This is a genomic window from Variovorax sp. R-27 (assembly GCF_049913215.1).
GTDB lineage: Bacteria > Pseudomonadota > Gammaproteobacteria > Burkholderiales > Burkholderiaceae_C > Variovorax.
The window spans coordinates 4,179,833-4,200,135 of record NZ_CP183984.1; the positions used below are offsets into that span (position 1 = coordinate 4,179,833).

Annotated in this window: 19 protein-coding genes; 7 read left to right on the forward strand and 12 right to left on the reverse strand. The window is 66.6% G+C overall.

Features of this window, described 5'->3' with window-relative positions; genetic code table 11:
- Positions 1–70 precede the first annotated feature (70 nt).
- The gene (locus tag ACN9MV_RS19595) at positions 71–1,810 is read right to left on the reverse strand and encodes a dipeptidase (RefSeq protein ID WP_097198918.1); all 1,740 of its coding nucleotides are present in this window, start codon (positions 1,808–1,810) and stop codon (positions 71–73) included.
- A 64-nt stretch (positions 1,811–1,874) separates the two neighbouring features.
- Between ACN9MV_RS19595 and ACN9MV_RS19600 the strand changes: the two genes are divergently transcribed.
- On the forward strand, positions 1,875–2,459 hold the full coding sequence (locus ACN9MV_RS19600; RefSeq protein ID WP_426389079.1) for a DNA-3-methyladenine glycosylase I: 585 nt from the start codon (positions 1,875–1,877) through the stop codon (positions 2,457–2,459).
- A gap of 73 nt (positions 2,460–2,532) precedes the next feature.
- On the opposite strand, the gene ACN9MV_RS19605 is transcribed toward ACN9MV_RS19600, so the two are convergent.
- Positions 2,533–2,886, reverse strand: a complete 354-nt coding sequence (locus tag ACN9MV_RS19605; RefSeq protein WP_093073331.1) for an alpha/beta hydrolase — start codon at positions 2,884–2,886, stop codon at positions 2,533–2,535.
- Between the two features lie 406 nt (positions 2,887–3,292).
- On the opposite strand from ACN9MV_RS19605, the gene ACN9MV_RS19610 reads away from it, so the two are divergent.
- Positions 3,293–4,795, forward strand: a complete 1,503-nt coding sequence (locus ACN9MV_RS19610) for a short-chain fatty acyl-CoA regulator family protein (RefSeq protein ID WP_426389080.1) — start codon at positions 3,293–3,295, stop codon at positions 4,793–4,795.
- Here the strand turns inward: ACN9MV_RS19610 and ACN9MV_RS19615 are convergent.
- The gene (locus ACN9MV_RS19615; protein ID WP_426389081.1) at positions 4,737–5,591 is read right to left on the reverse strand and encodes a hypothetical protein; all 855 of its coding nucleotides are present in this window, start codon (positions 5,589–5,591) and stop codon (positions 4,737–4,739) included. The genes ACN9MV_RS19610 and ACN9MV_RS19615 overlap by 59 nt on opposite strands.
- A gap of 183 nt (positions 5,592–5,774) precedes the next feature.
- Here ACN9MV_RS19615 and ACN9MV_RS19620 point away from each other — a divergent pair, with 183 nt between their 5' ends.
- Complete coding sequence (locus ACN9MV_RS19620) at positions 5,775–6,701, forward strand: LysR family transcriptional regulator (RefSeq protein ID WP_426389082.1); 927 nt, start codon at positions 5,775–5,777, stop codon at positions 6,699–6,701.
- Between the two features lie 13 nt (positions 6,702–6,714).
- On the opposite strand, the gene ACN9MV_RS19625 is transcribed toward ACN9MV_RS19620, so the two are convergent.
- Genes ACN9MV_RS19625 through gcvA form a run of 3 tightly spaced genes read right to left on the reverse strand, consistent with a single transcriptional unit; the run spans position 6,715 to position 9,106 of the window.
- Positions 6,715–7,458, reverse strand: coding sequence for a hypothetical protein (locus ACN9MV_RS19625; RefSeq protein ID WP_426389083.1), 744 nt, complete (start codon positions 7,456–7,458; stop codon positions 6,715–6,717).
- The gene (locus tag ACN9MV_RS19630; RefSeq protein ID WP_093176211.1) at positions 7,455–8,093 is read right to left on the reverse strand and encodes a DUF1345 domain-containing protein; all 639 of its coding nucleotides are present in this window, start codon (positions 8,091–8,093) and stop codon (positions 7,455–7,457) included. Before ACN9MV_RS19630 ends, ACN9MV_RS19625 begins: the two co-directional genes overlap by 4 nt.
- A 32-nt stretch (positions 8,094–8,125) precedes the next feature.
- Positions 8,126–9,106: a transcriptional regulator GcvA gene (gene gcvA / locus ACN9MV_RS19635; RefSeq protein WP_426389084.1), complete on the reverse strand. Its 981-nt coding sequence runs from the start codon at positions 9,104–9,106 to the stop codon at positions 8,126–8,128.
- A gap of 118 nt (positions 9,107–9,224) precedes the next feature.
- Between gcvA and ACN9MV_RS19640 the strand changes: the two genes are divergently transcribed.
- Positions 9,225–10,535 carry an MFS transporter gene (locus ACN9MV_RS19640; RefSeq protein ID WP_426389086.1) on the forward strand — a complete coding sequence of 437 codons (1,311 nt, stop codon included), beginning with the start codon at positions 9,225–9,227 and terminating at the stop codon, positions 10,533–10,535.
- Entirely contained in the window at positions 10,507–10,668 is a 162-nt protein-coding gene (locus tag ACN9MV_RS19645; protein WP_177192697.1) for a hypothetical protein, read from the forward strand. Before ACN9MV_RS19640 ends, ACN9MV_RS19645 begins: the two co-directional genes overlap by 29 nt.
- Positions 10,669–10,686: 18 nt before the next feature.
- Here the strand turns inward: ACN9MV_RS19645 and mmsB are convergent, their stop codons facing one another.
- From mmsB to ACN9MV_RS19665, 4 genes are read right to left on the reverse strand one after another with little or no spacing between them, the layout of a single operon-like run.
- On the reverse strand, positions 10,687–11,583 hold the full coding sequence (mmsB, locus tag ACN9MV_RS19650; RefSeq protein ID WP_307615453.1) for a 3-hydroxyisobutyrate dehydrogenase: 897 nt from the start codon (positions 11,581–11,583) through the stop codon (positions 10,687–10,689).
- A 40-nt stretch (positions 11,584–11,623) separates the two neighbouring features.
- A complete protein-coding gene (locus ACN9MV_RS19655) occupies positions 11,624–12,739 on the reverse strand; it encodes an enoyl-CoA hydratase/isomerase family protein (RefSeq protein WP_426389089.1) in 1,116 nt (371 codons plus the stop codon).
- Between the two features lie 28 nt (positions 12,740–12,767).
- Positions 12,768–13,922, reverse strand: coding sequence for an acyl-CoA dehydrogenase family protein (locus ACN9MV_RS19660; RefSeq protein ID WP_426389091.1), 1,155 nt, complete (start codon positions 13,920–13,922; stop codon positions 12,768–12,770).
- A 12-nt stretch (positions 13,923–13,934) separates the two neighbouring features.
- Entirely contained in the window at positions 13,935–15,458 is a 1,524-nt protein-coding gene (locus ACN9MV_RS19665; protein ID WP_093073314.1) for a CoA-acylating methylmalonate-semialdehyde dehydrogenase, read from the reverse strand.
- Positions 15,459–15,611: 153 nt separating this feature from the next.
- Between ACN9MV_RS19665 and ACN9MV_RS19670 the strand changes: the two genes are divergently transcribed.
- Both ACN9MV_RS19670 and ACN9MV_RS19675 read left to right on the forward strand, forming a co-directional pair.
- Positions 15,612–16,574: a LysR family transcriptional regulator gene (locus ACN9MV_RS19670; protein ID WP_426389092.1), complete on the forward strand. Its 963-nt coding sequence runs from the start codon at positions 15,612–15,614 to the stop codon at positions 16,572–16,574.
- A 28-nt stretch (positions 16,575–16,602) separates the two neighbouring features.
- The gene (locus ACN9MV_RS19675; RefSeq protein WP_426389094.1) at positions 16,603–17,772 is read left to right on the forward strand and encodes a pyridoxal phosphate-dependent aminotransferase; all 1,170 of its coding nucleotides are present in this window, start codon (positions 16,603–16,605) and stop codon (positions 17,770–17,772) included.
- Between the two features lie 15 nt (positions 17,773–17,787).
- On the opposite strand, the gene ACN9MV_RS19680 is transcribed toward ACN9MV_RS19675, so the two are convergent.
- Positions 17,788–18,843 (reverse strand): DUF4241 domain-containing protein, encoded by a 1,056-nt coding sequence (locus ACN9MV_RS19680; protein ID WP_426389095.1) that lies wholly within the window; start codon positions 18,841–18,843, stop codon positions 17,788–17,790.
- A gap of 12 nt (positions 18,844–18,855) precedes the next feature.
- On the reverse strand, positions 18,856–20,250 hold the full coding sequence (locus ACN9MV_RS19685; protein WP_426389097.1) for a CoA transferase: 1,395 nt from the start codon (positions 20,248–20,250) through the stop codon (positions 18,856–18,858).
- Positions 20,251–20,303: the final 53 nt, after the last annotated feature.

Sequence of the window (20,303 nt, forward strand, 5' to 3'; positions counted from 1 at the left end):
CTCTGCGCACTACGAAGAAACGTTGCGCACGAGGGAGAAAGCGCGGCTTTAAGTTCGCCAACCGCGTGCGTTACTGCATCTGCTGCAGGTTGCCGATGCGCACCAGCATCTCGGTGAACATCTGCATGTCGGCGTCAAGGTCGGGCACTTCCTTGTACTCCTTGGCGTTGTGCGCCGTGTACTTCTTGCCGGGCATCGCGGGGCCGAAGTTGATGGCGTTGGGCATCAGCTTCGCGGTGGTGCTGCCAGCCGTGGGCACCGGCTTGGCCTCGAGGCCGGTGGTGTCGCCGTAGATGTTCAACAGGGTCGAGAGCCACGCGCCCTTGGGGTCGCGCGCCATCCAGTTGCCCTGGTCGTATGCGACCTCGAGCTTCACGTTGTTCGCGCTCGCCCACGCATCGATCTTCGACGTGACCTGCGCCTTCAGCTCGTCGGGCGTGCGTCCGCGCGGCATGCGCGCATTGACCGTGACTTCGAGCCTGCCGTCGCTGCCCATGCGCACGAGGTTGGGCGAGAAGGTCAGCGGGCCCATGAAGTCGTCGGCGTAGCCCAGTCCCATCTTCTCGCCGAGGTAGCCGGTACCGTAGAGCGCGTCGATGTACTTCACGGCCTTCAGATAGTGGTTGGCGGCCAATGGCACGCCGGACTCCTGCAGGAACAGCGCGAGGCGCGGCAGCGGGTTCACGCCTTCCTCCGGCCGCGAACCATGGGCCGAAACGCCTGTCACTTTCAGCTCGATGCTGTCAGCGCCACGCGCAATGTCGATGGCGAACTTGCCGCCCTGCCCTTCGTATTTCTGCAGGAAGGCCGGCTTTGCTGCTTCGAGCTTTGCGAGCGCGGCCGCAAGATCGCCGCCCTTGAGCGTGGCCATCGCCGTCTGCGAAATCGCGTTGGCCGATGCGGCGCCGCTCATGGCCGTGATCGCGGTCGATGCACCATCCGCCTGCTCTGCCGGGAACAACACCTTCAGCGCGCCCGAGCCCTTCTCTGCCACCACGGCCGGGTACTTGCTGTCGAGCACGATGTTGTAGGCCGGCAGCTGCGTTTTGGTGCGGTAGTACTGCATCGCGTCGCCACCGGTTTCCTCGGTGGTCTCGATCATCAGGCGGATGCTGCGCTCGATGGGCAGGCCGCTTTCCTTCACGGCCTTCATCGCGTAGAGCACTGCGGCGATTGAGCCCTTGTCGTCGATGGTGCCGCGGCCGTAGAGAAAGTCGCCGATGCGGGTCATCTTGAAGGGGTCGAGCCGCGTGCCATCGTCGAGCACCCATTCGGACAGCACCGCAGGCACCACGTCGGAATGCGTGAGGATGCCGAACTCCTCGCCGCCTTTGCCCTTGAGGCTGACTTCGAAGATGCGGTTGTCGACGTTGCGGTAGGCAAGCCCGAAGTCGGTCGCCATCTTCTGCACCAGCTGGCCGAACTCGATGATCGACGCGCTTTCATGGGGCGGCACCTGCACGTTGCGCACCGTCGGAATCGCGACCATGGTGCCGATGCTCGCAATCACGGCCTGCTGGTTCTTCAGGCGGTTGTAGAGGCCGAGCAGGCGCGCGATGTTGACGAGGTCGTCGCCGGCCAGCGAGGCCTTCTTGCTGCGGTAGGCATTCACGCTGCTCTGCAACGCGGGCTGGCTCTTTGCAGCCTGCGCAAGGAAGGCGTTGAAGTCGGCGGCCGGCTTGCCGGCCTGCCACGCGGCGGCGAGCTGATCGAGTTGGGGCTTCTTGATGGTTTCGGCGTGCGCCTGCGCACCAAGGGCGAGCGCGACGCCCAAGGAAAGCGCCGACAATGAAAATCGAAAATGCTGCATCAGGGTCTCCCTCTCATTCTGAAAACACTCCCCGAAGATAGCCGAGCAAAGAATCGAACGAACAATGAGCAACAGCACCGACAAGATCCGCTGCGCCTGGGCCCAGACCGACCCGCTGCTGGCCGCCTATCACGACGCCGAATGGGGCGTGCCCGAGCGCGACAGCCGCGCGCTGTGGGAAAAGCTCATGCTCGACGGCTTCCAGGCTGGCCTCTCGTGGCTCACCATCCTGCGCAAGCGCGACGCGTTCCGCAAGGCCTTCAAAGGCTTCGTGCCGGAGAAGATCGTCAAATTCACCGAGGCCGATGTCGAGCGGCTGATGCAGGACGCCGGCATCGTGCGCTCGCGCTCGAAGATCGAGGCCACCATCGGCAATGCACGCGCCTACCTTGCGATGCAGGCGGCGGGCGAAGATTTCTCCGAATTCATCTGGGGCATGGCGGGCGGCAAGCCCATCGTCAACCGCACCGGCAGCGTGCCGGTGAAGACGCCGCTGTCGGAGGATATTTCCGCAGCGCTCAAGAAGCGCGGCTTCAAGTTCGTCGGCCCCGTCATCGTCTACGCGTGGATGCAGGCCACAGGCATCGTGGACGACCACGCGCACGACTGCCACCGGCACGGCGCCAAACGCAAACCCAAGCCCCAATGAAAAAACCGGACGCTGCTTTCGCAGGTCCGGTTTTTTATTGACGTGTGACTGAGGCAGCTTGCGCCGCTTTCAATTACAGGCCGGCTTGACGCGTGAAGGTCAGGCCCTTCGCTTGCGAGGGGATCACGCTGCCAGCGAAGGTTTCGGGACGCAGGTTCTGGCCAGGTGCGTGCGCAGCGGCAACAGCCTCGCTGCGAACAGTGGCGCGGTCGACCGAAGCGGCCAGTGCGGGCGTTGCGGTCGACGCAGCGCCTTCGTTGTCGCCATAAGCGTTGCCGGCACGGGCAGCTGCCACGGCTTGGGGCGCCACTTCGGCGCGGCTGTAGCCGGAGGTCAGGGGCTGAACGCCTTCGTAGGTTTCTGCATGGGCGCCAGCGGCGGCGAGCAGGGACAGAGCGGCGGCGGCGAGGATGTTCGAGGTCTTCATTTCAATTCCTTCTTCATTGGGCTTTTGGGTGCCCCAAGTGTGCACCGCGATTCCTAGGGTAAACCCCCGCTTAATCGAATCGCAGTGTTCATGAAATTGAAACAATAACGAGGAACTTTCGGTCGAGGCTAACTCAACTGCCCTTTCGGTCGCCGGAAATGCGGTTAGTTTGTGTACTTTTCTTCTAGCCCGTCAAGCGACGGCCATCGCGCAAGCAAATCCAAGCACGTTGCATGCCAGCTACTGCGCCCTGCAAGCTCTCTGTCTCCCCAATGGGCCCGGTCCGCGACCTTTGCACAATTCGCAATTCAAGAAAGATCGCGCCCATAATGAAGGCTTGATTGGGCAAATGGTTGCGAATGAGCCTCGCCGTATTTGCGAATCTTGCAAATAACCGGATAAAGCGATGAAGAAGACTTTCATGGGCGTGCGGCTGCGCAGCCTGCGCGAAGAGCGCGGCCTGAGCCAGCTCGCGCTCGCGCAGCAGTTGGGCCTGTCGCCCAGCTACCTGAACCAGATCGAGCAGAACCAGCGGCCGCTCACGGTGCCGGTGCTTCTGCGCCTGCATGCCACGCTGGGCGTCGACATCCAGGCCTTCTCCGAAGACGAAGAAGCGCGCCTCATCGCCAGCCTGCGCGAGGCACTGGCCGACAACCCCGGCGGCGATGCCGTCGCGCTGGCCGAGCTGCGCGAAGTCGCCACGCAGATGCCCGCCGTGGGCCGCGCGCTGGTTGCGCTGCACCAGCGCCACCGCGATGCGATGGAACGGCTCGAGGCACTGGCAGGCGAACTCGGCGACGGACGCGGTGATCTCGCACGGATGCCGCAGGCGCGGCCCATGCCCTTCGAGGAAGTGCGCGACTTCTTCTTCGCACATCAAAACCACATCGCGCCACTCGACGAAGCAGCCGAAGCCCTCGCCGCGCATTGGCGCCTGCGCGAAGGCAACCCCGGCGACCGCCTCGCGCGCCAGTTGCTCGATGCGCATGGCGTGCGGGTGGTGCCCGCCGAAGACGGAGAGGCCGGCGCGCAGCGGCGCTACGACCCAGCCACGCGCGTGCTGCGGCTCTCGCCCTACCTGGAGCCCGGGCAGCATGCATTCCAGCTCGCCACGCAACTCGCCTTCTTCGAAGTGGGCGACATGCTCGACGAGCTGGTGGCCGCCGCGCCGCTGTCGAGCGACACGGCCCGCTCGCTCGCGCGCATCGGCCTGGCCAACTACTTCGCCGCCGCGCTGCTGCTGCCCTACGGCGAGTTCCTCGAAACTGCCGAGCAGCTGCGCTACGACATCGACCAGCTGGCGCGCCGCTTCGGCGTGGGCTTCGAGACCATCTGCCACCGCCTGAGTTCGCTGCAGCGGCCCGAGGCACGAGGCGTGCCTTTCTTCCTGATCCGCGTCGATCGCGCGGGCAACATCTCGAAGCGGCAATCGGCCACGCACTTCCACTTCTCGAAGACCGGCGGCACCTGCCCGTTGTGGAACGTGTACGAGGCCTTCGCGCAGCCCGGCCGCGTGCTCACGCAGCTCGCTCGCATGCCAGACGGACGCGCCTATCTCTGGATTGCACGCACCGTGTCGCACGGCTATCGCGGCTACGGTTCGCCCAACAAGACCTTCTCGATCGGGCTGGGCTGCGACATCAGCCACGCCACGCGGCTGGTCTATTCAAAGGGCATGGACTTGCGCGATCCCGATGTGCCCACACCCATCGGCGCGGGCTGCAAGGTGTGCGAGCGCGAGGCCTGCCCGCAGCGCGCGTTTCCGTTCGTTGGCCGGCCGCTCGACGTGGACGAGAACCAGAGCCGGTTCATGCCTTACGCGGCAGCACCGTCCGGCAACAACGCGATCGTCAGGAGCGCGGCCAGGCGCGCACCAGGGTCCGCAGCGCGACCCCGCCGCTCCCCTTGACCTCGGCGCGGTAGGTGCCCACCAGGGCCTCGCGCTCGGCCGCGGCCTGCGGGTCGTTGCGCCAGGCCAGCAAGGCGGCCACATCGGCATCGGGCAGCGCGGCGAGCAGTGCCTGCGTTATCTGCTTTTCGAACTCGCGCGCTACCAGCATCAGGTTGCGCGGGCGCGTCGACGTCACACCACGCGACCACAGCGTGTCGAGAGCCATGTCGAGCGTGCGGTCCGGCAGCGAGCTGAGTTGTCCGCCGTTGCCGCGCGCCAGTTGCTTGACCACCGCGCTCATCAGCAGCTGGCTCGAAAAGTCGATCTCGCGAACATCGGCCACGGCCATGCGTTCGAGCAGTTCGGTGCGCGCTGGGTCGGCCGGCCTGGCGCGCTCGCGGTTGAAGAACTCGGCCCTGCCGGCCTCGCTCATGGCGGTGTAGTCGGTGCGCAGCTTCACGAAGCGGGCCACGGCGGCCTGCACTTGCGGGCTGAGTGCGGCACCGCCGTTGCCTGCCGATGCCACTTCCTGCTGGATAGCGGACACCGAGGCGGCAGTGTTGAATGCGCGCGTGGCAGCCGTGTCCAGCGCCTTGAGCGCCTTGTCGGCGATGGCCTGGTCATCCGGGTCAAGCAGCTCCTTCGCACCGCGCGCGACGGCACCGGGCGCATAGGACGCCTGGTAGCGCACCTGCACGCCTTCGAACTGCAGGAGTGCTTCCGCACGGTTCTGCGCCCAGCCCATCAACGGGGCCAGAAACAGCAAAAGCAACAGGGAGAAACGGAACGGCGAAAGACGGATCGGAGAGAGCATGGTGCCATTATTGGCACACCTGCCCGCTCCCCACGTCGCGCCATCTTGTGAAGTAACGCAAAAGTTCAGGCTCGTCGCCATGGAATCAAAACGTGCCGGCTTGCAGCCAAGCAACTGGATGTGACCGGCCGCGAGGCATATGATTCAACCGAGATATTTCGCAAATTCGATTGAATATTTTTCATGCTCCAGTCGATCCTCGAAATACGTCATCTGCGCACACTCATCGCGCTTCGCGACACCGGCAGCCTGGTGCGCGCGGCGCAATTGCTCAACCTTACGCAATCGGCGCTGTCGCACCAGATCAAGCTGCTCGAAGACCGCTACGACGCACAGCTGTTCGAGCGCAAATCGGTGCCGCCGCAGTTCAGCACCACCGGCCTGCGGCTGCTGCAGCTGGCCGACACGGCGCTGCCGCTCATCGAAGAAGCCGAGCGCGACGTGGCGCGGCTCGCGCTGGGGCGCAGCGGCCAGCTGCGCATCGTGGTCGAGTGCCACGCCTGCTTCGACTGGCTCATGCCGGCAATGGATGCGTTCCGCCAACGCTGGCCCGAGATCGAGCTCGACATCGTCTCGGGCTTTCACTCCGACCCGATCGCGCTGGTGACGCAGAACCGCGCCGAATTGGCGATCGTGTCCAGGGAAGGCCCCAACGAAGCGGTGGACTATCACGCGCTGTTCCGCTTCGAAATCATGGCCCTGCTGGCCAACGACCATCCGCTGACGGCCAAGGCCTATCTCACCGCGCGCCACTTCACCGACCAGACGCTCATCACCTACCCCGTGCCCGATGAAGTGATCGACGTCGTGCGGCAGGTGCTGGCGCCTGCGGGCGCGGAGCCTGCGCACCGGCGCACGACCGAGCTCACGGTGGCGATGCTGCAGCTGGTGGCGAGCGGGCGCGGCGTGGCAACACTGCCGCTGTGGGCGGTGCAGAACTACCTGGACCGCGGCTACGTCACGGCTCGGCGCGTGGGCAGCAAGGGGCTGACGGGGCGGCTCTACATGGCCTGCACACCGGGCACGTCGGAGCAGCCGTGGCTGGCGGACTTCGTGCGCATCACGCGAGAGAACTGCTTCAAGAGCCTGCCGGGAATCGAACTGCTCTGAGCGTTTTTTCTCTTCAGAACCGCGTGCCCACCGACAGCCGCACCATGTCCTGCGCGGTGAAGTTCACCTTCGGGTCGTAGGCCGCGCGAACGAACCAGCGCGGCCAGTCGTAGGTGACTGTCAGGCCCGCGCGGCGAATGAACCGGCCATCGACAGTGCCCTGCTTGGCCAGCAGGTCGACAGTCAGGCGTTGCCGCTCGGGCAACGGCACGCGGTAGATCAGATGCACGTCCTGCTGGTCGGGGTTCAGCCGGTTGTCGCGGATCAGCGAGAGTGACAGCGCCGTGCCGTCCGTCCACTTGTAGCCGCCGTACACCGTGTACGAATCGTTCGGGTCGAAGTTCAGGTTCGCGTAGTTGCGAAGGTTGGTGCGGCCCAGCCCCGCGCCGACGAACCAGCTGTCGCCGGTTTCCACCGCCAGGCTGCCGCCCACGAACCCACCCGAGGCGGCCTGCAACGACGGCAGCACCCGCACCGGCCCCAGCGTGAAGGTGTGGTCCCACCCCACGCGCGGCTGCGCGAAGTCGAGTACCGGCGAGCGGAACCAGCCGATCCAGACATTGCCGTCGCCGTAGGTGTAGCGCAGGTTCATGTCCAGCCCTGGCCCTGCGGGAAGACCGCCGCCTGAAACCCGGTAGGCGCCCACGGTGAGCTTGAATGGCAGTTCGGCCGGTTCATCGTCGGCCCATGCGGCCGGCGCGAGGCACAGCAGGGCCGCGGCAGCGGCGAATCTTCGATGGCGTGCCGGCGTGCTCAAAACATGCTCGCGCCGATGTTGATGAGCAACGCGAGCACGGTCGTGTTGAAGAGGTAGGCCAGGATGCAATGCACCGAGCCGATGCGCCGCAGAGGCTTGGACACGAAGGACACATCCGCCGTCTGCCCCGAGGTGCCGATCACCGCGGAGAAGTAGAAGAAATCGCCGTAGGTCGGCGGTTCGTCGTCCGGAAACTGAAGGCCGGGTTTGCGCCCCTGGCCCGCTCCGGCGTAGTAGTCATGCGCGTAGTGCAGCGTGAACATGATCTGCGTGAAGGCCCACGACGACATCACCGTGAGCCCTGCCAGCGTGATGTGCGCGATCTTCTCCAGGCCGTGCATGTCCTTCACCACCGCGAGTTCGCCGCCGATGGCCGCCAGGCTCGCAATGGCGGACACCACCACCAGCACGAGGATGACGATCTGCCCATCGTCCTGCATCTGCGCGCGATAGCGCATGTGCTGCTGCGACGACCGGGTCATCATGACCGCGGCGAGCAGCACGTACAGGCAGGCTCCCGTGTTCCACGCTATCAGCAGGCGCGTGACCAGGTGGGCTTCAACGGCCGAAGGTATGAGCACGCCGGTCGCAATGGCGATGGCCGTGGCAATGAAGAGTCGCGGCCGGGCGGCCATCTGGCGGAGGAATCTGTGTCGCTGGAGTTTCATCAAGGCTTGGGCACAGCACGCCGCCGGGGTGGCGGCGCTACGGCCTGACCTGCGACTGTCGACGATGCTCTCTTGCGGCTACCTGACGAAGCGCCTTTCTGGCGCACCGCACCGAGCAGCCAGTCACGAAAAGCCGCGACTTTCGGCCGGTCGCGGCTGCCCTCGGGGCACACGAGGTAGTACGCGAAGTCTTCGAGCCACGTCACTTTCGAGAGCTGCACGAGCCGGCCCTGCGCGATCTCGGGAGCCATCATGGCCGCGGGCAGCAGCGCCGCGCCCTGCCCTGCGAGCACCGCCTGCAGCAACAGGCTAGCGTCGTCGAAAGAAGGCCCGCGCGCCGGGCCGGCATCTTCGATGCCCTGCGCCTCGAACCACAGGCGCCAGCCCTTGCGATCGGCATCGTTCACGCGCGGCCACCGCAGCAGGTCGACCGGCTTCTTCGGCTTGCCGTGTTCTATGACCAGCGCGGGAGCGGCGACGGGAACCATCTCGACCGTGAGCACGCGCTGGCTGGCAAGCCCGGGGTACTGGCCCATGCCATGACGGATGGCCACGTCTACGCCGTCGCGCGAGAAATCGGCCAGCGCATTGCTGGTCAGCACCTGCAGGTCGATGTCGGGATGCGCGTCCTGGAAGGACTTCAGGCGCGGCACGAGCCAGGCGGAAGCAAAGAACGGCGTGGCGCTCACGGTGAGCAGGCCGGTCTCCGCAGGCACGGCCACCTTCTGCGTGGCATCGCTGATCTGCCTGAAGGCATTGCGCACGGGCGGCAGATAGGCCTGGCCCGCGTCGGTCAGGAAGACGCCGCGATTGACGCGGCGGAACAGCTGCACACCGAGGTGCAGCTCCAGCGTCTTGACGAGCTGGCTCACGGCACCGGGCGTCACGCACAGCTCGTCCGCCGCGTTCTTCACCGAGAGATGGCGCGCCGTGGCTTCGAAGGCGCGGAGTGCGTTGAGGGGCGGGAGCTGGTGTTCCATTATTTAGAAATTCTGATTCAGCAACAGCAGAAATTCTGGTTTGCCGTTCAGATTGAGAAGCGGGAATATTCGCGCACCCGAAATCAATCCATTCAGATATTCTGATCTTTAAAGGTCTATGCCCTTGAGCCACACGCCAACCTCATCGCAAGCCGGCGGCCTCTTCCGCGGCTGGCTGGTGGTCGCGGGCGCCTTTGCCGTGACCTTTGTCGGCTTCGGCAGCGCCTACACCTTCAGCGCCTTTCTCGAATCGCTGCAGAAAGACTTCGGCGCCTCGCGCGGCTCGGTCTCGCTGGTGTTCTCGCTGGCGGGCTTTCTCTACTTCGGCCTCGGCGTGCTCAGCGGGCCGCTGGCCGACCGCTGGGGTTCGCGGCGGCTGGCCGTCGCCGGCATGGTGCTGGTCGGGCTGGGGCTGGCGCTTGCGGGGCAGGCGCGGAGCCTGACGCAGATCTATCTCGCTTATGGGCTGGGCGTCGGCCTCGGGGTCGGCGCGTCGTATGTGCCGGTGCTGGGCGCGGTACAGCGCTGGTTCGTCAGGCGGCGCGGCTTTGCCTCGGGGCTGGCCGTGAGCGGCATCGGCGTGGGCACGCTGGTGATGCCGCCACTGGCCTCGCTCTTCATCGAGACGCTCGGCTGGCGGAACGCCTACCTGGCGCTAGGCGCGCTGGCGGTGGTGGTGGGCGTGGGCATGGCGCTGCTGATCGAGAACGACCCGCGCGACCGCGGGCTCGGCCCCGACGGCGATCCGCCGCAGCCGAAGGCTGCATCGGCCCAAGCCGAGGGCTTCACGGTGCGCGATGCCGTGCGCTCGCGGCGCTTCGCCGGCCTGTACGTGGCCTGCCTCATCAGTTCCTTCGGCCTGTTCGTGCCCTTCGTGCATCTGGTGCCCTACGCGCTGGACCATGGCGTGCCCAATGCGCATGCGGTGCTGCTGCTGGGTGCCATCGGCGTCGGCAGCACGGCCGGGCGCTTCTTTCTGGGCGGGCTGGCCGACCGCATGGGGCGCGCGCAGACCATGCTGCTGATGTCGACCGGCATGGCGCTGTCGCTGCTCGTGTGGGCGGCGTCCAGCGGCTTCTGGGGGCTGGCGGTGTTCGCGTTTTTCTACGGCGCGTTCTACGGTGGCTTTGTCGCGCTGTTGCCGGCGCTGGTGATGGACTACTTCGGCGGACGCAACATCGGCGCGATCATCGGCGTGCTCTACACCAGCGTGGCCTTCGGCACGCTGGTCGGCCCGGCCGCTGCGGGCTTTGCCTTCGATGTGAGCCGCAGCTATCTGCTGCCGATTCTTTTCAGCGTGGGGGCCAACCTCGTGGCGGCCGGCATCATGTGGGCGATGTCGCGGATGGACGCTTCTGCAAAGCTGGCCACCACGGCCTCGCCGCGGGGTACAGTCGGGCATGACCCAAGCACCGCCCGCCGCTCCTAGCCCGCCTCCCGCATCGGCTGCACCTGCCGAAATCACGGAAAACCAGGCGATCATGCGCGCCTGGGTGCTTTTCACCGTGTTGTTCGTGGTGGTGATCGGCCTGCTTTGGGCTCTGCACTCCCACTACGGCTGACCACCGCCAGCGTCCGGCTCAGGACGCCTTCTGCACCAGCTTCAGCACGCTCGAAAAATCGAGCGCGCCATGGCCCGCGAGGCTGTGTGCCGCATACAGGCTGCGCGCCAACCCACCCAGCGGCGTTGCCGCGCGCACGGCGGTCGCGTTTTCCTGCGCGAGCCCCAGGTCCTTGAGCATCAGGTCGGTGCCGAAGCCGCCGGCATAGTTCTTCGAGGCGGGCGAGGTTTCCATCACGCCCGGCATCGGGTTGTACTTTTCGAGCGCCCAGTTGCCGCCCGAGCTGCGGCGCATGATCTCCGACAGCACCTTCGGATCGAGCCCGTTGGCCACGCCCAGCGCCAGCGCCTCCGAAGTGCCGATCATCAAAATGCCGAGCAGCATGTTGTTGCAGATCTTCGCTGTCTGACCCGCACCGGCCGCGCCGGCGTGGAAGATGTTGGCTCCCATCTTTTCGAGCACCGGACGCGCGCGCTCCAGGTCTTGCACTTCGCCGCCGACCATGAAGGTCAGCGTGCCGGCAATCGCGCCGCCAGTGCCGCCCGACACGGGCGCATCGATCATCGCGATGCCCTTGACGGCGGCCGCTTCAGCCACCTTGCGCGACGTGGCCGCGGCGATGGTGCTGCTGTCGATCACCAGCGTGCCGGCGCGAATGCTGTCGAGCAGGCCGGGCTTGCCAGCGCCACCGAGGAACAGGCCCTCGACATGCGCGCTGGCCGGCAGCATGCTGATGACGACCTCGGCGTCGACCACCGCTTCTGCAGCCGAAGCGGCAATGGGCAGGCCCTCGCCGCCGAACTTCTTGCTGGCCTCGGCCGAGAGGTCGAACGCGCTGAGCGTGTGGCCGGCCTTGAGCAGGTTCATGGCCATCGGGCCGCCCATGTTGCCGAGGCCGATGAATGCGATCTTCATTTGTCTTGTCTCCGTTGTTCTGTGCGGGAAATGATGAAACTCAGACCAGCGACGCCAGCTCGGCAGGCATTTCGCCGCGCGGGCGCAGGTGGTCTTCGATGAAGGCGGGCGTGATCTCGTCGAGCGTGGCCGGGCTCCAGCGCGGGTTGCGGTCCTTGTCGACCAGCACGGCGCGGATGCCTTCGGCAAAGTCCTTGTGCGCGCAGAAGCCCAGCGAAGCCCAATACTCAAGGCGGAACACTTCGGCCAGCGACATGCGCAGCACACGCTGCCACAGCTCGAAGCTCAGCGCGGCCGAGCTTGGCGCGCCCTTGGCGAAGGTCTTGGCCGCCGTCTGCAGCCACGTGTCGTCGCTTTGCAGGTCATGCAGGCGCTTCGCGATGTCGAGCAGGTCGTCGCCGGCCATCAGGGCGTTGATGGTGTCGTAGTGCTCTCGCACCTTCGAGGCCGGCATCTCCGCGCCTTCGCCCGCCTTGGCGAGGATGCGCGACAGCGTGGCGCGGTCGGCCTTCTGCTCGCCTGCCCACCGCGTGGCGCCGATAGCTTCGAGCACTTCGCCCTTGCGCTCCTGCGGTACCAACACATCGGCCAGTCCGCAGAAGATGGTGTCTGCGGCATTCACGTTGGCAGCCGTGAGCGCGAGAAACAGCCCCGTGCGGCCCGGCGTGCGGCGCAGGAACCAGCTGCCGCCCACGTCCGGGTACAGGCCGATGTTGATCTCGGGCATCGCGATGCGGCTCTGCAGCGTCATCACGCGGTGCGATGCACCGGCCAGCAGGCCCACGCCGCCGCCCATCACGATGCCGTGGCCCCAGCACAGGAAGGGCTTGGGGAAGGTGTGGATCAGGTAGTCGAGCTCGTACTCTTCGCGGAAGAAGTCTTCGGCGTAGGTGTTGCGCGCGGGACCGCAGTCGAGCAGCGTCTGGTAGAGCTGGCGCAGGTCGCCGCCGGCGCAGAAGGCCTTCTCGCCTGCCGCCTGCAGCAGCACGCCGACGATGCCGGCGTCCTGCGCCCACTCGCGCAGCTTTGGCGTGAGCAGGCGCACCATGTCCACGGACAGCGCGTTGAGCGAAGCCGGTGCGTTGAGCGTGGCCACGGCAAAGCGCTGGCCACCGGCGGTCTTGATTTCGTCGAAGAGAACTACGGAGTCGGTCATTGTCTTGAGGGGTTCTGGATGCGGGGCTTCAGCGGATATCGCTGTCCCCTTCCAGCAATTTTCGCGCAACGATCACGCGCATGATCTCGTTGGTGCCTTCGAGGATCTGGTGAACCCGCGCATCGCGAACCAGCCGCTCCAGCGGGAACTCGCTCAGGTAGCCGTAGCCCCCGTGCAGCTGCAGCGCGTCGTTGCAGACGTTGAAGCCCGCATCGGTCGCAAAGCGCTTGGCCATCGCGCAATAGGTGCTCGCATCGGCATGGCCGGCATCGAGCTTCGATGCCGCGAGCCGCACCATCTGCCGCGCAGCAACCAGCTCGGTCGCCATGTCGGCCAGCTTGAACTGCAGCGCCTGGAAGCTCGCGAGCGGCTTGCCGAACTGCTGGCGCTCGTGCAGGTAGCGGCGCGCTGCATCCAGCGCGCCCTGCGCAGCACCCACCGAGCAGGTCGCGATGTTGATGCGCCCGCCGTCCAGCCCTTTCATGGCGATGCGAAAGCCCTCGCCTTCCTTGCCCAGCAGGTTCTGCGCGGGGATGCGCACGTTGTCGAAATTGATGGTGCGCGTGGGCTGGCTGTTCCAGCCCATCTTGTGCTCCTTCTTGCCGTAGCTGATGCCCGGCGCATCGGCCGGCACCGCAAAGGCCGAGATGCCACTCGCGCCCGCGCCACCCGTGCGCGCCATCAGCACCAGCACGTCGGTCGAGCCCGCGCCCGAGATGAAGGCCTTGCCGCCGTTGATGACGTACTCGGCGCCCTGCAGCTCGGCGCGCGTCTTGAGCGAGCCAGCATCCGAACCGGCGCCGGGCTCGGTCAGGCAGTACGAGGCGAGCTTGCGCCCGCTCGTCAGTTCTTCGCCCCACTGCTGCGCCACTGCATCGGTCGCCCAGGTGCCGAGCATCCACGTCGCCATGTTGTGGATCGTGATGAAGGCCGTGGTCGAGGGGTCGACCGCGGCCATCTCCTCGAACACCAGCGCTGCGTCGAGTCGCGGCAGGCCGAGGCCGCCGACGCGCTCGGGCGCGTAGAGGCCGCAGAAGCCCAGTTCGCCGGCCTTTGCGATGGCCTCCTTCGGGAAGATGGCCTCGGCGTCCCACTGCGCCGCATGCGGCGCGAACTCGGCCTGTGCAAAGTCACGCGCAGTCTGTGCGAAGGCGCGCTGCTCTTCGGAAAGTTCGAAGTCCATCCGGCGGACTTCTTACTTGAGGCTGATCGTCGTGTTCACGCCGTGGGACACGGTGCTGTCGTCGAACCAGCGTGCCGTCACCGTCTTGGTCTGCGTGTAGAACATGATGACCTGCTTGCCGTACGGGCCCAGGTCACCGAGCTTCGACGCACGCGAGCCGGTGAACGAGAACATCGGAACCGGCACCGGAATCGGCACGTTGATGCCGACCTGGCCCACGTCGATGTCTTCCTGGAACCGACGCGCTGCGGCACCCGACTGCGTGAAGATCGCCGTGCCGTTGCCGTTCGGGTTGCTGTTGATCAGCTCGATGGCTTCGTCGATGTTCTCTGCATCGGCAATGCAAAGCACCGGGCCGAAGATTTCCTGGTCATAGATCGTCATGCCGGGCTTCACGCCGGTGAAGATCGTCGGGCCGACGAAATTGCCCTTCTCATAGCCGGGTACGGTGGGCTTGCGGCCGTCGAGCACCAGTTGAGCACCGTCAGCTTCGCCACGTTCGATGAGGCTGTTGACGCGGTCGTACGCCGCGCACGAAACCAGCGGGCCCACGTCCACGCCCTTTTCAGTGCCGGCGCCGATCTTCAGCGTCTTGGCCTTCTCGATGAGTTCGGGCACCCAGTTGCGCGCCTCGCCCACCAGCACCGCGACCGACACGGCCATGCAGCGTTGACCGGCGGCGCCGAAGCTCGCGCCGGCCAGCGCATTGAGCGTCTGCTCCTTGTTGGCGTCGGGCATCACGATGGCGTGGTTCTTCGCGCCCATCATGCATTGCGCGCGCTTGCCGTTCAGCGTGGCGCGGTTGTAGACGTGCGTGCCGACCTTGGTCGAGCCGACGAAGCTGATCGCCTTGATGTCCTTGTGGTCGCAGATGCCGTTGACGATGGCTTCGCCGCCGTGCACCACGTTCAGCACGCCGGGCGGAATGCCGGCTTCCAGCGCCAGTTCGCACAGGCGCATGGTGACCATCGGGTCCTGCTCGGAAGGCTTCAGCACGAAGGTGTTGCCGGTGACGATGGCCATCGGGAACATCCACAGCGGAATCATGGCCGGGAAGTTGAACGGCGTGATGCCGGCGCACACGCCCAGCGGCTGCAGCAGCGTGTAGGTATCGACGCCATTGGCCACGTTGTTGGCCAGCTCGCCGAGCTGCAGGTTGCCGATGTTCGATGCGTGCTCGACCACTTCGAGGCCGCGGAACACATCGCCTTCCGCGTCGGGCAGCGTCTTGCCCTGCTCGGCCGTGAGGATCGCGGCGAGCTCGCCCATGTGTTCGCGAATGAGCTGCTGCAGCTTCAGGAAGATGCGGGCGCGCGCACCGATGGGCGTCTTGCGCCAGGTCTTGAAGGCTTCCTTGGCAGAGGCCACGGCGGCATCCAGCTCGGCCGGCGTCGCGAAGGGCACGCGGGCCAGCACCTGCTGCGTGGCCGGATTGACGACGTCGCGCCATTCGGTGGTCTTCGATTCGACCAGCTTGCCGCCGATCAGCAATTTGACGGTGGCGACCTGGGTCGAGGGCGTGGTGGTGGCGTCCATGGGGTTTGTCTCCTGTGAATCCGGTGAAATTCGGGTGCCGGTCTGGCCGGTTCGGTCACGCATCCTAGCTTTGCAGATTTGCCATGACAATAGACAAATATGCGCGGCCACTTTGCAAAAATGCAGAGCCTCAAACCAAAAACACGAGGGCACATGGACTGGGACAACCTTCGCTACTTCCTCGAACTCGCCCGCTCGGGCACCCTGATGAGCGCGGCCCGCCGGCTCGAGGTCGACCACACCACCGTCGCGCGCCGCATCCAGGCACTGGAAAAGGAAGTCGGCGCCCCGCTCTTCTCGCGCGAATCGGGCGGCCACCGGCTCACCGAGGCGGGCCGGCGGCTGCAACCGCAGGTCGAGGCAATGGAGAGCGCCTTCCGCACCGTGGAAAGCGCAGCGCCGGCCTCGCAGGAAGGCCTGTCGGGGCTGGTGCGCATCGGTGCGACCGAGGGCTTCGGCACGGTGGTGCTGGCACCGCAGCTGGCGCTGTTCGCGGTGCAGCATCCGAAGCTCACCATCGACCTGCTCGCGATGCCGCGCCTCGTGCATCTGTCGCGGCGCGAGGCCGATATCGTGATCTCGCTCGAGCGCCCGGCGCGTGGGCCGGTGGTAGTCACCAAGCTCACCGACTACACGCTGCGGCTCTACGCCTCGAAAAAGTACCTGGCCGCGCACAAGCCCATCAAGACGCGCGAAGACCTGCGCGGCCACACCTTCATCAGCTACGTCGACGACCTGCTCTTCAGCAAGGAGTTGCAGTACCTCGACGAACTGCACCGCCCCGACGCCTTCGCGCTGCGCAGCACCAGCGTGCTCGCGCAGCACAGTGCAGTGGTGGCGGGCGCAGGCATCGCGGTACTGCCGGCCTTCATCGCGGAGAACGACAGCGCGCTGCGCCCCGTGCTGCCCGGGCAGGCGAACTTCACGCGCACGTTCTGGATGTCGATGCCGGCGGAGACCAAGCATCTCGGGCGCATGCAGACGGTGTGGAACTTCCTGCGCGAGACGGTACAGGCGCGGCAGGCGCTGTTGCTTCTGGCCCCGCCCGGCGATGAGAATGGCGCGTCACAGCAGCAGCAGCAACGCCCGGCCCGCCCGCGCAGGCCAGCCCCGTAGCCAGCCCCCAAACACGGAGACCCGCCCCATGCCACGCCACCGCCCCGCACGTCTTGAACACATCGCAGGCATCGGCGTCGACCGCATGGGTGCCATTGCCGACGATGCCGATGGCCCGCCGTTTCTTCGGCTCGAGAACCTCGACGTCGACATCCCGCCCGACCCCGAAGCCATTGCGCGCACCGTGCGTGCGGCCTCGGAAGATTCGGACAACAGCTACTTGCCCTTCGTCGGCCAGTCGCGATTGCGCGACATGGCGGCGCGGCATGTGTCGGCGCTGTCGGGCGTGGCGTATAGCGGTGCGCGCAACTGCGTGATCTCGGCAGGCGGACTCTCGGGCATCCTCAATGCGCTGCTCGCGACCGTCGAGGTGGGCGACGAAGTGCTGGTGACCGATCCGACCTACGCGGGGCTGCTCAACCGCATCCGCCTCGCCGGCGGTACGCCGAAGTACGTGCCGTTCCAGTTCAGCCCCGGCGGCGAATGGAAGCTCGATCGCGCCGCGCTGCACACCGCCATCAGCCCCCGCGTGCGCGTGATGCTGCTGATGTCGCCCTCGATGCCCACGGGCGGCTGCTTCGATGAAGACGACTGGCGCGCCATCGCCGCACTGTGCGTGCAGCACGACCTGACGCTGATCCTCGACAGCGCCATGGAACGCCTGCTGTTCGACGGCCGGCAAGTGATCCACCCGGCAGGATTGCCCGGCATGGCCGAGCGCACGATCACCGTGGGCTCGTCGGCCAAGGAGCTGCGCATGATCGGCTGGCGCGTCGGCTGGACCGTGGCGCCCGAGAGCTACATGCCTGATCTCGTGGCCGTGTCGCTGGCCAATGTGGTGGTGCCGGTGGGCATCGCGCAGGATGCAGTGGCAACGGCGCTGGAACAATCGGTGCGCACGCTCGCGCCGTACGTGGGCGAGCTGGAGCGGCGGCGTGACACGGTGCTGGACGAACTTCGCGGCCTGCCTGTCGGTGTGCCGGGCGGCGGCTGGTCGCTGCTGCTGCGCACGAGCGACTTCGGCATCGATGGGCAGACGCTGTCGCAGCGCCTGCTGTCGCATCGCGTCTGCGCCACGGCGATGCAAGGCTGGGGCGAGACGCATGGCGCGCAGTATCTGCGCTTCGTGTTTTCCAACGAGCCGGTCGAGCGGCTGCGCGGGTTGGGAGACAAGGTGCGGGCTGCGCTGGGCGCCTGAGCGCTCAGGACAAGCTCAGGAAAAAAGGCGCTTCAGAAATCCAGGCTTTGCCGCGGGCGCTGCAGCCTTCTCCAGCAGTTCGATCAGCCCTTCCACGCGCGGCTTCTTGAGCCGGCGCGCATAGTCGATGTAGCTCTCTTCCTTGTCCATCCTGTAGAGCCGCGGCGGCATCGGCAGGCCTTGCACCGCGCTCAGCAACACGCGCAGCGCGTCGATCTGGTTCATGCGGATGGCGCTCGTGATCGCGGACTCGCCGAACGACGGAATGATCTCGTTGGGCTGTGCGAGGCTCGCACCGAGCAGGGCCTTGATCGCCGCCACATCGCCTTCGACAGCCGCCGCGCCCAATGCATCGAGCGCCGCCGACTTTTCGGGCGAGAGACTGGCCTTGTAGGCATCGCTGCGCTTGTCGTCCTCGTCGCGTGCGTCGCCGCCTTCCATGATCATGAAGTCGGTCACCAGCGCCACGGGTTCGCCCGCAGCGTCGAGCGCCCAGAAGCTGGGGTAGCTGCCGTCGCCCCAGCCCGAGCGGAAGATCACCATGTTGCTCGCCGAGCCCGGCCCGAGCGGGTAGTGGTCGACGACGTTGGCGTCACCCATCTCGCCCGCGAGCACGTCGTCGTAGTAGCTGATGAAATCGGGGCCGGCGGCTTCGCGCTTGTCGCGCTCGGCCATGGCGGCTGCGGCGTCGGGGTCCATGAAGCAGCCGACGCCTGCGTCGACCGGGTAGCCGTAGAACTCGCCGTCGCCCAACGCTTCGAGCGACTCACCTTCCATCAGCGCCATCTGCCAGTTCAGATCGGCGGCGCGCAGGCTGCCGCGGTCAAGCAGCCACAGCACCGCCAGCGCATGCCGGCCCTTGTCGTGCAGCACTTCGACGGGGAAGGCGCCGCGCGCTTGCAGCTCACGCGCGAAGGGTTGGCGCTCGGGCTGCACCAGCGGGTCGCAGGCCACCACGCGCCCGCTCGTGATCCGCACCGGGCCGCAGGGCAGCCGCGCCAGGTGCCGCGCGCGCAGCGCATCGTCGTCGAGGAAAACGGCCTGGAGGTTGTCGATGTCGAGGTAGGGCATCGGCCCAGTTTCTCACTTCGCTGTGTCGGCCGGCCACACCGGCGGATGGCTGCCCGGCGGCATCGAAGGGCGCGGCCACGCGGCGGGCGTTCGCGACAGCTGCGCGCTGTGGCGCAGGGCGGCCAGTTCGCCGAAGCCGGAGACCGAGGTCTCGACGTACGGCTTCAGATCGGGCCTTGCAATCGACAAGCCGCCGGGCACGCGACCGAGGCTGCGCAGCCAATGCCCCGTCTGCGCCAGCGACACCTGCACGTGCCAGCTGCCGCCCTCCTGCTGCTGTCGCCACAGCGCAGCGGCGGCACCGAATGCGATCAGGTAGCCGGTCGCTTCGTCGAGGATCTGCATCGGCAGCGGTTTCGGCTTGCCGTCACCAGCGGCCTCGCCTTCGGCGTGGTTGAAGCCCATTGCGGTCTGCACGAGCGAATCGAAACCGCGGCGATTGGCCCACGGACCTTGGGTGCCGTAGGCCGTCAGCGACACGCACACGATGCCCGGCTGCAACCGCGCCAGCTCCGCCGGCCCGAAGCCCAGCGATGCAATGCCGCCGGGCCGGTAGCCCTGCACGAAGACATGCGCCTGCGTGGCGAGCTGCCGCAGCACGGCCCGGCCCTCGTCGGTGCGCAGGTCCACATGCGTCGAGAGCTTGCCGCGGCTGGTGTCGGCGATGGATTCGATGTTCGGCAGGTTCGGCGAATTGACGAGCATCACGTCGGCGCCATACGCCGCCAGCGCGCGGCCACCGACCGGACCCGCGAGGATCCGCGTCAGATCCAGCACGCGCACGCCGGTGAGTGGCCGTTGATCTTCGCGCAGCGGCGTCAGCGCGAGCGGCGGTGCGTCGCCGATCCGTTCGATGGTGAACAGCGGTTGCGCCGCAATGGCCTGGCCTTGCGGCGTGGCGTCCCACTCGTCGAAACGGCGCAGCGCGGTTGCCACCAGCCCTTGCGCAGCGGCGGCATCCTCGAATTCATGCGCGCGCCAGGTCGCCGTCACCGCCTCGGCTTCGGCGCGCGTGGCAGTGGCCGGGTCCAGCTTCATCAACCGCAAGGCCCCATCGCGGTGATGCGCAAAGTTCGCGTGAATGCGCACCCAGCCATCGGCGCAGCGGTACAGCCCCGAGAAGGTGTCCCACGGATCGGGCACGCGCCCGTCGAGGCTGAACCAGCCGGTGCAGTCGAGCGCCGCATGCTGCATGTCGACGCCGACCTGCTGGCGCGCCGAACCTCGCAGGTGCCCGAGCTCGCAGGCAGCCAGTGCCGCCGCAGCGATGGTGCTCTGTGCCGCCACGCCGACCGCGAAAGACGACGGCAGCACCGGTTCGGCGCCCGTGAGCCGTGCAAACGGCAAGGCTTCTGCGGGCAAGCCTGCCTGCCGCCAGATGCCGCCCAGAACTTCGCTTGCATTCATTCCTATGTGCTCCAAAGAAAAAGGCAGGGCCCGCTCTCGCGGCCCTGCCCTTC

Excerpts from the sequence above, each read along its gene's own strand:
- ACN9MV_RS19595 (WP_097198918.1), bottom strand. The coding sequence starts at position 1,810 with ATGCAGCATTTTCGATTTTCATTGTCGGCGCTTTCCTTGGGCGTCGCG.
- ACN9MV_RS19600 (WP_426389079.1), top strand. The coding sequence starts at position 1,875 with ATGAGCAACAGCACCGACAAGATCCGCTGCGCCTGGGCCCAGACCGAC.
- ACN9MV_RS19605 (WP_093073331.1), bottom strand. The coding sequence starts at position 2,886 with ATGAAGACCTCGAACATCCTCGCCGCCGCCGCTCTGTCCCTGCTCGCC.
- ACN9MV_RS19610 (WP_426389080.1), top strand. The coding sequence starts at position 3,293 with ATGAAGAAGACTTTCATGGGCGTGCGGCTGCGCAGCCTGCGCGAAGAG.
- ACN9MV_RS19615 (WP_426389081.1), bottom strand. The coding sequence starts at position 5,591 with ATGCTCTCTCCGATCCGTCTTTCGCCGTTCCGTTTCTCCCTGTTGCTT.
- ACN9MV_RS19620 (WP_426389082.1), top strand. The coding sequence starts at position 5,775 with ATGCTCCAGTCGATCCTCGAAATACGTCATCTGCGCACACTCATCGCG.
- ACN9MV_RS19630 (WP_093176211.1), bottom strand. The coding sequence starts at position 8,093 with ATGGCCGCCCGGCCGCGACTCTTCATTGCCACGGCCATCGCCATTGCG.
- gcvA (WP_426389084.1), bottom strand. The coding sequence starts at position 9,106 with ATGGAACACCAGCTCCCGCCCCTCAACGCACTCCGCGCCTTCGAAGCC.
- ACN9MV_RS19640 (WP_426389086.1), top strand. The coding sequence starts at position 9,225 with ATGCCCTTGAGCCACACGCCAACCTCATCGCAAGCCGGCGGCCTCTTC.
- ACN9MV_RS19645 (WP_177192697.1), top strand. The coding sequence starts at position 10,507 with ATGACCCAAGCACCGCCCGCCGCTCCTAGCCCGCCTCCCGCATCGGCT.
- mmsB (WP_307615453.1), bottom strand. The coding sequence starts at position 11,583 with ATGAAGATCGCATTCATCGGCCTCGGCAACATGGGCGGCCCGATGGCC.
- ACN9MV_RS19655 (WP_426389089.1), bottom strand. The coding sequence starts at position 12,739 with ATGACCGACTCCGTAGTTCTCTTCGACGAAATCAAGACCGCCGGTGGC.
- ACN9MV_RS19660 (WP_426389091.1), bottom strand. The coding sequence starts at position 13,922 with ATGGACTTCGAACTTTCCGAAGAGCAGCGCGCCTTCGCACAGACTGCG.
- ACN9MV_RS19665 (WP_093073314.1), bottom strand. The coding sequence starts at position 15,458 with ATGGACGCCACCACCACGCCCTCGACCCAGGTCGCCACCGTCAAATTG.
- ACN9MV_RS19670 (WP_426389092.1), top strand. The coding sequence starts at position 15,612 with ATGGACTGGGACAACCTTCGCTACTTCCTCGAACTCGCCCGCTCGGGC.
- ACN9MV_RS19675 (WP_426389094.1), top strand. The coding sequence starts at position 16,603 with ATGCCACGCCACCGCCCCGCACGTCTTGAACACATCGCAGGCATCGGC.
- ACN9MV_RS19680 (WP_426389095.1), bottom strand. The coding sequence starts at position 18,843 with ATGCCCTACCTCGACATCGACAACCTCCAGGCCGTTTTCCTCGACGAC.
- ACN9MV_RS19685 (WP_426389097.1), bottom strand. The coding sequence starts at position 20,250 with ATGAATGCAAGCGAAGTTCTGGGCGGCATCTGGCGGCAGGCAGGCTTG.